The following is a 13442-nucleotide window of genomic DNA, read 5'->3' on the forward strand; positions in this document are numbered from 1 at the left end:
CTAAGAGCGACTTCGAACCGGGTGAAGGGCTACTATTCAGTTACAGGAGAGTGAAATGAGAAGAAGTTGGTTCATCATGCTGGCGTTGTGTTTTGTCTTTATGTTCAACTTGACGGGATGCGGTGGCGGAGGGAGCACCCCACCTCAGAAGACGACCATTTCAGGGACGGTGACCTTTCCCCCGGCAACTGGCGCAGCAAAGCTTGTCGCAGCCGCTGCGGCAACTCCGACCTTGGAAGTGAGGGACCTGAGCGGAGCGCTGATAAAGAGCGTTCCTTTGACCCTCCAGAGCGGCGATACCTACAGCTATCCGGCAATAGATGTGGAGCCCGGTAAGGACTATGTCCTCAAAGCTGTCGACGGCCAAAGGGTGCTGCGCGCCCTGGTGGACAAGGCCGCCCTCGCCAGCCCGACGGCGACCAGGAACGTGAACAACGTCACCACGACGGCGCTCATCGTGGTGGAAAAGGCGCTGAACCTAACCGCAGGAACCTTGGGCGAGACGGCTACGGCAAGCCAGGTACAGACGGCATCGGCCGCCCTGGCCCTTACCTCCCCCCCCGCAACCATCGAGAGCAACATAACTGCGGCGATAGCCGCATGCACCTCGACCACGGGGACCGCGAATGCGGCTCAAGCGCAACTGGCTTCCCTTGCCAGCATCGTGACCGCTGCCGTCAGCAGCAATGTCGATCCCAGCTCCTTCGTGGCAGGCACTTCAACCGTCACTACTGTCGACGCCGTCACCTACACGGTTTCCGGCACCACTACGACCGCCAGTTCCGCCGCCCCGGTCTCCAGCAATACTGCCGGCAGCTTCGCCGCAGTTGCAGCCGAGATCCTGCCGAGCATTTCCAGCGCCAGCACCACGTCCTTCACCATCGGTTCCGCCGGCAGCTTCGCCGTCACCGGGACCGGCACCATGAGCGTCTCGGGCACACTCCCTTCCGGGGTCACTTTTGATGCTGCCACCGGGCTTTTGAGCGGCACGCCGGCCGCAGGAAGCACCGGGGCCTACCATCTTACGGTCACCGCCACCAGCAACAGCCTCACCGCGACACAGGCGTTCACCCTCACAGTCAACCCGATTCCTTCGTCCCTCGCCTTCACGACAGCCATGCTTTCCGGCAAGACCTTTACCGAGGGGACGGTGAACACCCTGCTGTTCAACGCCAACGGAACCCTTACTGCAAGCGACACCACCGACACACTGACCTGGTCTGTCAATTCCTCCGGGCAGATCCTGGTGCACGACGCCACCGAAAACAGCAACACCACGGTTACCGCGGTCTCCGGCAACATCTCTACCGGCATGACTGTTAGCCTGGCTCACTCCGACGGCACGACCGAATCCACCACGCTCACCCAGTATCAGGCGCCGGCTCCCGCCAGCGGCTTCACCACGGCCATGCTCTCCGGCAAGACCTTTATCGAGGGGACCTCCAACACGCTGACCTTCAACGCCAACGGTACCCTCAGCGCCAGCGACACCACAGACACCCTGACCTGGTCCGTCAACTCCTCCGGGCAGGTCCTGGTGCATGACGCCACCGAAAACAGCAACACCACGGTTACCGCGGTCTCGGGGAGCATCGCCACCGTGCTGACCATCTCTCTGGCTCACTCCGACGGCACAAGCGAGTCGAGCACCCTCACCCTCTACGTTGCCCCGACTCCGGCCAGCCCCTTCACCACCGCCATGCTCTCCGGTAAGACCTTCACCGAAGGGACCGCGAACACGCTGACCTTCAACGCCAACGGGACCCTCAGCGCCAGCGACACCACCGACGCCTTGACCTGGTCGGTCAACTCCTCCGGGCAGGTCCTGGTGCACGACGCCACCGAAAACAGCAACACCACGGTCACCGCAGTCTCCGGCAACATCTCCACCGGCCTGGCAATTTCCCTGGCGCACTCGGATGGCACGACCGAGTACAGCACCCTCACCCTCCGGCCCTGACACCGGTCGGGCGTACAGTAGTGCAGTACCAGCCGTCCCTCTTACCGGGGGGCGGCTTTTTCGTCCTCCACCCCCCAGAGCACATCAAGGAAGTTCTTCAGGATCCGCGCCGTGAGCCCCCAGATCTCGTCCTCGCCGTACCGGTAGAAGTACATGGGGTAGTCCTTCCTCCCCTTGTAGTCCCAGTACTCCATCCGGTAGATCTCCGGCTTCACGAAATGGGAAAGCGGCACCTCAATCAGGCGCTCGATCTCGGCATCGTTGACGGTGAGGGGGTAGTTCGCGGGGAAGACGCCGACCACGGGGGTCACCAGGTAGTTGTGGATGGAGTGGCAGTCGTCGAGCTCGCCCAGGATCTCGACGTCGGACGGGGCGATGCCGACCTCCTCCCACGCCTCGCGGCGCGCGGTGTCGGCGCTGTCCAGATCGCCAGGGTCGCAGACGCCGCCGGGAAAGGAGATCTCGCCGCTGTGGTGGGTCAGATGCGGGGTTCTCTTGGTGAAGAGGAGATGGTACTCCCCCTCCTTGGGAAAAAGCGGCAGGAGCACGGCGGCGGGGACGGGCCCCGCCTCCATGGGAACGCGACGGCGCAAGGCGAGGGAGACCTTCAGCCTCTGCTTCAGCTCTCCGGGGTCCCCCGGCAGCTCCTCTGCGCGCCGCCCGATCAGAGCACCGGCTCCTTGGCCTTTTTCTTCAGCTCGGCAATGGTCGCCGCGTAGTCCGGGCTGTTGAAGACGGCGCTGCCGGCCACGAAGACGTCGGCGCCTGCGTGGGAGATGCGGGCTATGTTGTCGGTCTTGACGCCGCCGTCCACCTCGAGCTCCGCCTCGATGCCGCGCCTATCCATCGTGGCGCGCAGGGCCTGGATCTTGGGGATGCAGGCCTCGATGAAGGACTGGCCGCCGAAACCGGGGTTCACCGTCATCAGGAGGATCAGGTCGAGGTCCTCCATCACGTAATCCAGGAGGTTCAAAGGGGTCGCCGGGTTCAGCGAGACGCCGGCCTTTTTGCCCAGCGACTTGATCAGCTGCACGGTGCGGTGCAGGTGGTTGGTCGCCTCGGCGTGGACCACGATGATGTCGGAACCCGCCTTGGCGAAATCCGGGATGTAGCGGTCCGGCGCGTCGATCATCAGGTGCACGTCGAGCGGCAGCGTGGTGACCCGGCGCGCCGCTTCCACGATCAGCGGCCCGATGGTGATGTTGGGGACGAACTGCCCGTCCATGACGTCGATGTGGACGTAGTCGGCGCCGCCGGCCTCGATGGCCTTGATCTCCTCGCCCAGCCGGGCGAAGTCTGCTGAAAGGATGGATGGAGCGATCTTTTTCATAGGGTCTCCTGCGTTTTTTTCTGCGCTTTGCGTCTTTTACCCGGCGCCTACTTCCTCTTCAGGCGCGCCGAGAAGAATCCGTCCATGCCGTCTCTGTGCGGCCAGCTCCTGAAGAAGCCCCGCTCGGTGAAAAGCGGCGCGAACTGCGGGAAGAGCGGGCGCAGGTCCTCGACCATGAACTCCGGGTGCTGCGCGAGGAAGCTGTCCACCACGTACTCGTTTTCCTGGATGCTGGTCGAGCAGGTGGCGTAGAGGATGGTCCCCTTCGGCTCCAGGTACCTGCAGAGGTTTTCCAGGATGCTCACCTGGGTGCGCGCCAGAGACAAAAGGTCGTCTCCTGACTTGCTCCACTTACCCTCGGGGTTGCGCCTGATCACCCCGAGCCCCGAGCAGGGCGCGTCCACCAGGATGCGGTGGAAGGTGACCCCCTTGATGGCGTTGGAGGGGGCGGTGGCGTCCATGGTGAAGGTGCGCACCGAGTTGATCCCCAGGCGGTCGCAGGTCTCCTTGATCATCCTGAGCTTCTTTTGGTTCACGTCGCAGGCGTAGATCTCTCCGGAGTCCTGCATCAGCTGCGCTACCTGGGTGCTCTTGCCTCCCGGGGCGGCGCATGCGTCCAGCACCCGCTCACCCTTGCCCGGCGCGAGGAACAGGGGGGCCAGCTGCGAGGACTCGTCCTGCACCGTGAAGAGCCCCTCCCGGAAGGAGGGAAGCCTGGTGATCTGGCCGGACTGGTTCAGCCGGATGCCGTCGGGGGACCAGGAGGTGGCGCTGCAGCTCACCCCCTCGTCGTTGAGCCTGCGGATCAGCTCGTCGCGGGTGATACGCAGCGTGTTCACCCTCACGGTCAAGGGGGGGGGCTCGGACATGGCCGCGGCCAGTTCCTCCGCGGCTTCGAGACCAAGCTGGTCGCACCACTGCCGGGCGAGCCAGGCGGGGTGGGAGTAGCGGGCGGCGAGGTAGTCGGCGGGGCGCTCGGCGCGGTCTGGGTAGCGTATGGAGTCGCGGCCGCGGTCGGCGTTTCTGAGCACGGCGTTGATGAAGCCCGACGCCCGCGGCGCGAGTTCCTTGGCCAGGTTCACCGTCTCGTTGACGGCGGCCGACACCGGCACCCGGTCCAGGAAGAAGCACTGGTAGATACCCAGGCGCAACAAAAGCCGCACGAAGAGCTCCAGCTTCTCCGGCCTTTGCTTGGAGAACTGGGAGATTATGTAATCGAGCGTCCCCTGTCTGCGCAGCACGCCGTAGACCAGCTCGGTGAGCAGGCCGCGGTCGGCTCCCTTGATGATGTCCTTGGAGAGTTCGTGGTCAATCAGGATGTCCGCGAAGGACTTTTCTTTCTCGATCCGGAGCAGGATATCGAAGGCGGCGCGGCGCGGGTTTTTGCTGGACAAAGAGTACTTCCTTTCAGGCGTGAGGTCTGGGCGAAGCCGGTCTTCATTATATGCATTTCGCCCAAAACTGCAAGCGGTTAGGGGACTTGACATAGTAAAAGGAGGGGCTACCCTTTAGCTTGTCGTTTAATGATAACCGGGAGGAGGGTCTACCATGATAGCCTGGGAATCGGACATGGCAAAAGCGCTCGCGCGGGGGAAGGCCGAGCAAAAGAGCGTGCTGGTTGAGTTTTTCAGCTCAGAGTGCATCGGGTGCAAGCAGATGGAAGAGGTGACCTTCGCCGACCCGGCTGTCGCTAACTTCATTTCCGACCACGTGGTCCCGTTGCGCATCCCGGTAACCAACGCGGCGCATACCTCCGACTACCGGGTCATCTGGACCCCCACCATCATCACCATGGATTACTACGGCAGGGAGCACCAGCGCACCTTGGGCTACCTCCCCCCCGACGAGATGGTGGGCTCCACCCTTCTGGGGATGGGGAAGGTGAGCCTCGACTACGGACAGTTCAGCGAGGCCGTGATCCAGTTCAACACACTTTTGAACGGCTGCCCGGATTGCGCCTCCGCTCCCGAAGCGGTCTACCTGCGCGGAGTGGCGCGCTACAAGACGAGCCAGTCGCCGTCGGCGCTCAAAGAGATATACCAGCAGCTCCTGGCGCAGTACCCCGACAGCGAGTGGACCAAGAGGGCCCAGCCCTTCACGCTGCTTTGATCCTTTCCTCCAAAGCTGGAGCGTTATCTCCTTGGGGGGCGGCAGCCATGCCGCCCCCTTTCTGCATCAACTGGCGGTGAGGCGAAAAAAGCCTCGCCTTTGGCGGCATTTTTCGATGGAGAGATCTTGAGATTCCTGGACCACATCCTCTGGGGGCTGTTGCTACTTTTTCTGATCCTTCTTGCCATGGTCTCCGCAGGGCACGCGCTGATCAACAAGCGCGACCCGCGCTCGGCTCTCGGGTGGATCCTCGCCAGCCTGGCCATCCCGCTTCTGGGCCCGCTCTTTTACTGGGGCATGGGGGTCAACCGCATCTACAGCAGGGCCAGGCGCTGGCACGAAGAGGCCGGGGCACCGCTCCAGCCGCTCCCGCCAGGCTCCCAACCTTCGGCGCCGCTTCCCCCAGAGCTTTCCTACCTGAAGGAGCTGCGCAACCTCTCCGAGCACGTGGTCAGCACCAGGCTTCTCCCCGGCAACAACCTGACGCCGCTGGAAAACGGCGAGGAGGCCTACCCCGCCATGCTGGCCGCCATCGACAGGGCGGAAGGCTCGGTACACCTTTGCACCTACATCTTCGACGGGGACGATACCGGCAAGCGCTTCGTGATGGCGCTCTCCAGGGCTGCCGATCGGGGGGTCGAGGTGCGGGTCATCGTGGACAGCCTGGGGGAGAAGTATTCGAAACCGACGGCGCGGGAACTGCTCAAGGGTTCGGGGGTCAGGTTCCGCCGCTTCCTGCCGCTTAGGCCGGGGGGATACCTGAACCTCAGGATCCACCGCAAGCTGCTGGTGGTGGACGGGAAGATCGCCTTCACCGGCGGGATGAACATCGGCAGCAGGCACCTCGTCTCCAGCCGCCCCCCAGTGGTGAAGGACCTGCACTTCCAGGTGACCGGGCCGGTGGTGGCCGACCTGCAACGGACCTTTCTGGAGGATTGGAGCTTCGCCGGCGGTGCACAGCTCACCGGGCCGCGCTACTACCCCGAGCTGGTGCCGACAGGGAGCGCGCTGGTCCGGGCGGTGAGCGACGGGCCGGACAAGGAATTCAGAAAGCTCAACTGGATCATCCTGGGGGCGCTTTCCTGTGCCAGGAGAAGGGTCACCATCGTAACCCCCTACTTCATCCCCGACCGGCCGCTGATCTCGGCGCTGGTCACCGCAGCGCTCAGGGGGGTGGCCATCACCCTGGTCCTTCCCGAGGTCAACAACCTCCCTTACGTGCAGTGGGCCAGCCGCTCCTACCTTTGGGAGCTGCTGCAGCAGGGTGTACGCATCTTCGCCCAGCCCCCACCCTTCGTCCACACCAAGTTCATGGTGGTTGACCGGAGCTGGAGCCTGATCGGAAGCGCAAACCTCGACCCTAGGAGCTTGAGGCTCAACTTCGAGTTCAACCTCGAGGTGTACGACCTCCAGTTCGCCCGGCTTCTGGAGGAGCACTGCCAGGCGACCCTCGAACTATCCCGGGAGATCACACTCGCCGAGATGGATGGGCGGCCGCTGGCCATCAAGCTGCGGGACGCTGCCGCGAAGCTTTTCTCCCCTTACCTGTAACTCCAAAGGGACCGTTTCCCCCTCCTCGTCGTCGAACAGCGAGACCCGGTCCTTGCCCAGCCTCTTGCTGCGGTACATCGCCTGGTCCGCCTTCTTCACCACGGTCCGCAGGTCCTCGCCGTCGCACGGAAACGAAGCCACACCTGCCGAGAGCGTCCCCTGGACCAGCTCCCCCTCGAAGGAAAAGGGGGTGGTGCTCATGGCGCGGACGATCCTCTCCACGGCACCCACGATCTTTTGCTGCTCCTGCCCAGCGAACATGATGATGAACTCGTCGCCGCCGAACCGCGCCGCCACGTCGCTCTCCCTGATGTTGGAGGCTATGATGCGCGCCGTCCATTTGATCAGCTCCGTCCCCGCCAGATGCCCGTGCCGGTCGTTTATCTGCTTCAGGTTGTCCGCGTCCAGCATACAGATGGAGAAGGGGGTGCCGTAGCGCTTGGAGATCTTCTCCTGCTGCAGCGCAAGCGCCTCGAAACTGCGCATGTTGTTGAGCTGGGTGAGGTCGTCGGTCAAGGAGAGCCGCTCCACCTCGGCGCGCGCGCTCTCCGCCTCGCCCCGCAGGAGCGCCCCCAGGTGGGCGATGAGGATGAAGGGGAACACCTTGATGACGTGCCCGCCGATGTCGTACCAAAAGCTCGGGGAATCAAAGGCGGCGAGCAAGGTGTAGAGGGCGATGGTGAGACCGGTCATGATGAAGGTGATCCCGCGCCCCAGGGTGAGCGAGGTCGCCATCAGGATCAGGTAGAGAACGGATATGAAGGGACTGGAGGTCTTGCCGGTGAACCAGCTGATGGCGACGGCGTAGAGAAGCAGCAGGATCAGGTCCAGGAGGATCTTCGTTTCTCCCTGCCGCAACAGGAACCGCGCAGCCGCCTTGTAGAGGACAAGCCCAAGGGAGCAGAAAAGCACCACGACAGGGGTCTTGTGATCGACGTGGAGCAGCGAGATATCGAGCAGCACCAGCGCTACCAGGAGCCAGGTTATGACACCCAGGACCCGGTCATGGCCTGCGTACCTGGCCATCGTATCTGCACTGACCCACTCCTTTTTCTCGATCATCCAGGCCGCCTCTTACCGATCATTAGACAGGAGATTCTCCTGACCTTTGAAGCGTATCGGCGGATATCAAGAAAACTAAATGTCTTTCCTGATCATTTATGCCCCCGGAGTGTGCGCCCGCCGAAGGCGCCGAGCAGAACCAGGAAGTTGACCAGCACGATGGTCGCACCGGCGGGGAGGTTCAGCGCGAAGGAAAGCGAAATCCCGACGATCACGGTCACCACGCCGATCACCGCCGCGGTGACGATGGCCGCCTTGAACCCCTTGGCGATCTGCAGCGCGGACACCGCCGGGATTATCAGGAGCGCCGAAATGAGCATGATCCCGACCACCTTCATGGCGAGGACCACGGTCAGGGCCGTCATCAGCACCAAAACCGAGTTGATCCGTTCCGTGTTGAGGCCGGAACTCTTGGCGAGGTCCTCGTCGAAGGTGCTGGCGAAGAGTTCGTTGTAGAACATCACCACGGAGGCGATGACGATGACGAAGAGCAAAGCGGCTATCACCAGTTCGCTGGTGCTGATGGAGAGGATGTTCCCGAACAGGTAGCTGAAGAGGTCGACGTTGAAGCCCCCGGCGACGCTTGCCAGCATGACGCCGGTGGCGATACCGATGGCCGAGACGATGCCGATGGCGGCGTCGCCGTAAATCCTCGCCTTTTGCGCCAGTTTCAGGATCCCCATGGACGAGGCGAGCACCACCGGGATGATGGCAAGGGTAAGGTAGACCGACTGCAGCCTGAAAAGCAGCGCCAGCGCCACGCTGCCGAAGGTGACGTGGGCCAGGCCGTCGCCGATCAGGGACAGGCGGCGCAGCACGAGGAAGACCCCGAGCACCGAGCAGAGGATGGCGATCAGCGAGCCGCCGATAAGCGCCCTCTGCATGAAGCCGTAGCTGAGCATTTCCGTTATTAGCATCAAAACCTCGGAGAATCAGGGGCCAGGGGCTGGGGGCCAGGGGCTGAAACCCAAGTCCGCCCATCCTGTTGCCCGAGTTCTCATCACTCGTTCGTTCATCTACAGCCGTGGCGCCGGACTTGTGCTTGCCAGCCCCCAGTCCCTAGCCCCTAGCCCCTGCCTTCCCCCCTAGCCCCTGCCTTAATGCCTGTGGCAGACCAGGTGTTGGCCGTGCTCCCCGAAGAACCCCGTCATCTCGCTCGAGTTGCAGAAGTCGTCGAAATCGCCGTAGAAGATCACCTTCTTGTCCAGGTAGAGCAGGTGGGAGGCGTACTTCCCTATGGTGGCCGTGTCGTGGGTCACCAGCAGCACGGTCGACTTCCGCTCTCTGTTCATCTCGAAGGTGAGCTTGTAGAAGCTTTCGCGGGTTTCGGGGTCGAGGGCGGTGGTAGGCTCGTCCAGGATCAGGAGCTCCGGGTCGTTCACCAGCGCCCGGGCCAGGAGCACGCGCTGCCTGAGCCCCCCCGAAAGCTCGCCGATCATGGAGCCGCGGATGTGCGAGATACCCATCCATTCCATGGTCCTCTCCACGGCCACGGTGTCCTCGCGACTGAAGCGCCTGGGGAACTTCTTCGCAGAGAGCCTTCCCAACCGGATCACCTCGTCGACGGTGGCCGGAAAATGCGGGTTGAAGAACTGCAGCCCCTGCGGCAGGTAGCCGATGCGGTCCCAGCGATGGAAATTCGACTTCGGGGTCCCGAGTAGGTTCACCTCCCCGGAGGTCGGGGTGATAAGCCCCAGGATCACCTTGATCAGTGTGCTCTTCCCCGAGCCGTTCGGCCCGCAGATGCCAAGGTAGTCTCCGCGGTTGACGCTGAAGCAGACGTCCTGGAGGGCCTCGCTGCCGTGATAGCCGGCGCAGAGATTCTGTACGCTCAGTGCCTTGTCCCTCATTGCAGCCCCGTCTTCAGGTTCTTCAGGTTCTCATCCATGAGCGAGATGAAGCTGACGCCGCGCGCCAGGTCGTCCCTGGTGACGTTGTGCCCCGCCCGCAGCATGAGCACCTTCGCTCCGGTCTCGCGAGCGATGGTTTCGGCCACCCTCGGGCTCAACAGCTCCTCGGTGTAGACGTAGTGCAGGTTTTCGCGGCGCATGATCTGCACCAGTTCCGCAAGTTTCGCCGGGGTCGGCTCGGCGTCGGCGTTCACCGCCGAGGCGGAGATGTATTTCAGCCCGTAATGCCTCGCCAGGTAGCCGAAGGCGTAGTGGCCGCCATGCAAGAGGACCTTCTTGGGGCATTGCGCCAGGGTCTGCCGGAAACGCTCGTCGAGCGCGGAGAGATCCGCGATGAGCTTCGCCGCGTTCTGCTGGTAGTACGCCTTGTTGGCCGGGTCCCGCCCGATGAATGCGTCCTGGATGTTGCGCGCGATCACCTGGGCGTTGCCGAAATCGAGCCAGACGTGGGGGTCGGCCTGGGCGTGCGCCTCGTGGTGGGGGTCGTACGGGTCCGGTTCGGGGGGCTGCAGCGCGATTCCCTTGCTCCCCTCCACGATCCCGACCTTCCCCCGGTCTATGGCGTTGACGATCGACGAGGCCCACGGCTCCATCACCGGGTTGGTGTAGATGAAGAGGTCGGCGCGGTTGACACGCACCACGTCCTCCGGGCGGGGTTCGAAGCTGTGCGGCTCCGTGCCCGGGGGGAGCAGCAGGGTGACCTGCGCCTTTTCCCCGCCGATCCTCTTGGCGAAGTCGTAGAGCGGAAACAGCGTGGTCACGACCTGGAGCCTGTCGTCACTTTCTTGCTGCCTGCTGCAGCCGGCAGCGACCAGGGCCAGAAGTAGCATCAGCATCAATAAGCGTTTCACGCGGCCACCCCCTTGTCGGCGCAGCCGCGGCAAAGGCCGTTCAGCTGCAGAATGTGGGAAAGCACTTTTCCTCCGTTTTTCAGGCTCACCTCGCGCTCCAGCGCCTCGATCCCGCAGGAGGGGATGTCCTCCACCTTGCGGCAGGAGAGGCAGACGAAGTGATGATGATGCTCCTGGTTGCTGCAAAAGTAGTAATAGAGTTGACGGTTGGGATGGATCACCTTGGAAAGGATGCCGCTGGCCGCCAGTTCCTCCAGGATCCGGTAGACCGTGGGAAGCCCCACGCGGTCGAACCTGTCGCGCAGCCGCTTCCAGAGTTCCTCGGGGCTCGCGTAACCGTGCTCCGCCTCAAGCAACGCCAGTATTGCCAGCCGTTTCGGTGTGGCCTTCATGTTGAACTGCTTCAGTGCCACTGCGTGACGCTGCTCCATGGCCTTCCTCTAAATGGAAATGATTTCGCTTTAGGATAGCCACCCGCCTCGCTATGTCAAGGCAAAAGTTCTATTCATTGTAATTAAAGGTTTTTTCGCGTATTTTCCGGTGGCATCTCCGTCATATCACTCCGCGACTCCGGGCTTTGACGTAGACGGGCGCAGACATATTAGAATATTGAAACTTCGGGCTACAACGATATTAACTACTTGCTTTCATTACGGTGTAGCCCCGGAATATTGGCTCCCGACTTGCATCATTAAACGAATATCAGACTGTGATGTTATTAAATGGGCGGGGCACATGCAAAACGAGACCTGCAACTACAGGGACTATTTCCATGCAGGGCAAAAGGCAAGGGTAGAGATGGCGCTTGCCGGGGACCGGGTGTTCAATGACGGCGCCATAGTCACTTCGGTACACGACACCGAGATACGCCTGCGTCTTTTCCGGGAAAGGCTCCCCGCAGACGTGCATCTGCACCAGGCGCCGCTTGTGGTGCGGGTCGGGGCAAGCGGCAACAGCTACCGCTGTAATGGCGTGGTACTGGGCGACTTGACGGAAGAGGAACTCCGGGTCGAGTTCGTCGACCGCGTAACCCCCGAGGACCAACGGGAATACTTCCGGCTTAACACCGAGATCCCGGTGATACTGTTCAACGTCACCGCCGGCACCGCGGAGGAGAGCGGCTCGGGCGGGCTGAGGGTCGCGGCGCAGGACAGCCTGCCGCGCATCGTCAACATCAGCGGCGGAGGGTTGAAGACGGAGACGGAGATGGCCATGACCCGGGACGACATCGTCTACGCCACCTTCCATCTCCCCCTTTCCGAGCCGAAGGTGATCCCAGTGGTAGCGCAGGTCATGCACAGCGAGAACATCAAGCGCGGCAGCGGCGTCATCTACAGCGCCGGGCTCCGCTTCATGCACATCAACGAGAGGGACCGCGACGCGATAGTACGGTTCGTCTGCAACGAGGAGATCAAGAGGATCAGGATCAGCAGGAAGGATTTCTACTCCCTCGGCGGCTAAAAGAGGCTTTGCGGCGGTGGCTCAGAACTCCCCGAGAAGTGAATAAATTGACTGTTTTGAGATGTAATGCCCCTTCGGTGATCCGAAAGGGCTTTATTTTTTTCCAAGCAATTCCAGCAGGCGCTCATTCTCCTCCCTGAGCCGCACCGCCACCCTGAAAAACCGCCCGTCCAGTCCCTCGAAGTTTCCGCAATCCCTCACCAGCACCCCTTCTGGAGTGAGCCTTTCACGCAGCTCGCGCGCGCTCCGTCCGTCGCAGATCTCCACCAGCAGGTAGTTCGCCCGGGAAGGGAAAACCCGGAGTCCGGGGATGGCTGAAAGGCCCCTTGCCAGCCGCTCCCGTTCGGCGTCCACGTACTCCCTGGTGCGCGCGCAATAACCTGCATCCATAAGCGCCGCGACGCCTGCGACCTGGGCCGCAGTATTGACGCTCCACGGGTCCTGCAGCGCGGCGATGGCCTCGACGGTTTCGGGCGCGGCGATGGCGTACCCCAGGCGCAGCCCCGGGATGGCGAAGAACTTGGTCATGGAGCGCAGCAGGACCGCCCGCGGAGAGTGGCGAATCAGCTCTTTCGCCGACTCCTCCTCGCAGAAGTCCATGAACGCCTCGTCCAGCACCAGGAAAGTGCCGTGCTCGCGGCAGAGCTCCACCACCGTCTCCATCTCGCGTCGAGGCACCAGGGCCCCGGTGGGGTTCCCCGGGTTGCAGATGAAGACCATGTCGACCCCCTCCCCGAGCTTTTCCCATAAAAGGGGGAGCGGCAGTGCGAAGTTGTCGGCGCTGGACAGGGTCAGGTAGTCGATCTCCCATCCGGCGCGATCGAGCGCCTCGGCGTACTCGGCGAAAGCGGGCGCCACTATGAGTCCCTTTCTCCCGCCCACTACCCGGGGAAGGAGGTGTATCAACTCTGTGGAACCGCTGGCCGGGAGGATCTCCTCGGCGCGGATCCCGTGGTAGGCCGCGATTCTCTCCCTCAATTCGGCAGCGCCCTTGTCGGGGTAATGTAGCAGGCGGTCCAGGCAGCCGGTCAGTGCATCGCGCACCCCCGGCGACATGCCTAGCGGGTTGATGCTCGCCGAGAAGTCGAGGATCTGCTCAGGCGCTACTCCCAGCATCCTGGCGACGGCGAAGACGTTGCCGCCATGTTCGTGTTTTTTAGACATAAAGGGGATCCTTGCCCAGTAGCGGGAGGCTTTAAATACCGAGC

At 62.7% G+C, this 13442-nt stretch carries 13 protein-coding genes; 4 read left to right on the forward strand and 9 right to left on the reverse strand.

The features are described from left to right. The first annotated feature begins 55 nt into the window (after positions 1 to 55). Positions 56 to 1960, forward strand: a complete 1905-nt coding sequence (locus GEOBRER4_RS17545; protein WP_185243341.1) for a beta strand repeat-containing protein — start codon at positions 56 to 58, stop codon at positions 1958 to 1960. A gap of 41 nt (positions 1961 to 2001) precedes the next feature. Here the strand turns inward: GEOBRER4_RS17545 and GEOBRER4_RS17550 are convergent, their stop codons facing one another. From GEOBRER4_RS17550 to rsmB, 3 genes are all read right to left on the reverse strand, one after another. Beyond that, positions 2002 to 2553 carry an NUDIX hydrolase gene (locus GEOBRER4_RS17550; RefSeq protein WP_226377829.1) on the reverse strand — a complete coding sequence of 184 codons (552 nt, stop codon included), beginning with the start codon at positions 2551 to 2553 and terminating at the stop codon, positions 2002 to 2004. A gap of 71 nt (positions 2554 to 2624) precedes the next feature. Beyond that, positions 2625 to 3290 carry a ribulose-phosphate 3-epimerase gene (gene rpe, locus GEOBRER4_RS17555; protein WP_185243342.1) on the reverse strand — a complete coding sequence of 222 codons (666 nt, stop codon included), beginning with the start codon at positions 3288 to 3290 and terminating at the stop codon, positions 2625 to 2627. Positions 3291 to 3337: 47 nt separating this feature from the next. Beyond that, the gene (gene rsmB, locus GEOBRER4_RS17560; protein WP_185243343.1) at positions 3338 to 4684 is read right to left on the reverse strand and encodes a 16S rRNA (cytosine(967)-C(5))-methyltransferase RsmB; all 1347 of its coding nucleotides are present in this window, start codon (positions 4682 to 4684) and stop codon (positions 3338 to 3340) included. A gap of 154 nt (positions 4685 to 4838) precedes the next feature. Between rsmB and GEOBRER4_RS17565 the strand changes: the two genes are divergently transcribed. Next, a complete protein-coding gene (locus GEOBRER4_RS17565) occupies positions 4839 to 5399 on the forward strand; it encodes a thioredoxin fold domain-containing protein (protein WP_185243344.1) in 561 nt (186 codons plus the stop codon). A 126-nt stretch (positions 5400 to 5525) separates the two neighbouring features. Continuing rightward, positions 5526 to 6950, forward strand: a complete 1425-nt coding sequence (locus GEOBRER4_RS17570; RefSeq protein WP_185243345.1) for a phospholipase D-like domain-containing protein — start codon at positions 5526 to 5528, stop codon at positions 6948 to 6950. Here the strand turns inward: GEOBRER4_RS17570 and GEOBRER4_RS17575 are convergent. The 5 genes from GEOBRER4_RS17575 to GEOBRER4_RS17595 form a co-directional block, all read right to left on the reverse strand. After that, positions 6855 to 8012, reverse strand: a complete 1158-nt coding sequence (locus GEOBRER4_RS17575) for a GGDEF domain-containing protein (RefSeq protein WP_185243346.1) — start codon at positions 8010 to 8012, stop codon at positions 6855 to 6857. The two genes, GEOBRER4_RS17570 and GEOBRER4_RS17575, sit on opposite strands and share 96 nt — an antisense overlap. 92 nt (positions 8013 to 8104) lie before the next feature. Beyond that, the gene (locus GEOBRER4_RS17580) at positions 8105 to 8929 is read right to left on the reverse strand and encodes a metal ABC transporter permease (protein ID WP_185243347.1); all 825 of its coding nucleotides are present in this window, start codon (positions 8927 to 8929) and stop codon (positions 8105 to 8107) included. 180 nt (positions 8930 to 9109) lie between these two features. After that, the gene (locus tag GEOBRER4_RS17585) at positions 9110 to 9862 is read right to left on the reverse strand and encodes a metal ABC transporter ATP-binding protein (RefSeq protein WP_185243348.1); all 753 of its coding nucleotides are present in this window, start codon (positions 9860 to 9862) and stop codon (positions 9110 to 9112) included. Then, complete coding sequence (locus tag GEOBRER4_RS17590) at positions 9859 to 10773, reverse strand: metal ABC transporter substrate-binding protein (RefSeq protein ID WP_185243349.1); 915 nt, start codon at positions 10771 to 10773, stop codon at positions 9859 to 9861. The genes GEOBRER4_RS17585 and GEOBRER4_RS17590 overlap by 4 nt, the downstream gene beginning before the upstream one ends. Continuing rightward, on the reverse strand, positions 10770 to 11204 hold the full coding sequence (locus GEOBRER4_RS17595) for a Fur family transcriptional regulator (protein ID WP_185243350.1): 435 nt from the start codon (positions 11202 to 11204) through the stop codon (positions 10770 to 10772). Before GEOBRER4_RS17595 ends, GEOBRER4_RS17590 begins: the two co-directional genes overlap by 4 nt. 304 nt (positions 11205 to 11508) lie before the next feature. Here GEOBRER4_RS17595 and GEOBRER4_RS17600 point away from each other — a divergent pair, with 304 nt between their 5' ends. Next, positions 11509 to 12234, forward strand: a complete 726-nt coding sequence (locus GEOBRER4_RS17600) for a PilZ-like domain-containing protein (RefSeq protein WP_185243351.1) — start codon at positions 11509 to 11511, stop codon at positions 12232 to 12234. Between the two features lie 93 nt (positions 12235 to 12327). Here GEOBRER4_RS17600 and cobD read toward each other — a convergent pair whose 3' ends face one another. Further along, entirely contained in the window at positions 12328 to 13398 is a 1071-nt protein-coding gene (cobD, locus tag GEOBRER4_RS17605) for a threonine-phosphate decarboxylase CobD (RefSeq protein ID WP_185243352.1), read from the reverse strand. Between the last annotated feature and the right edge of the window lie 44 nt (positions 13399 to 13442).

This window comes from Citrifermentans bremense (genome assembly GCF_014218275.1).
Lineage (GTDB): Bacteria > Desulfobacterota > Desulfuromonadia > Geobacterales > Geobacteraceae > Geomonas > Geomonas pelophila.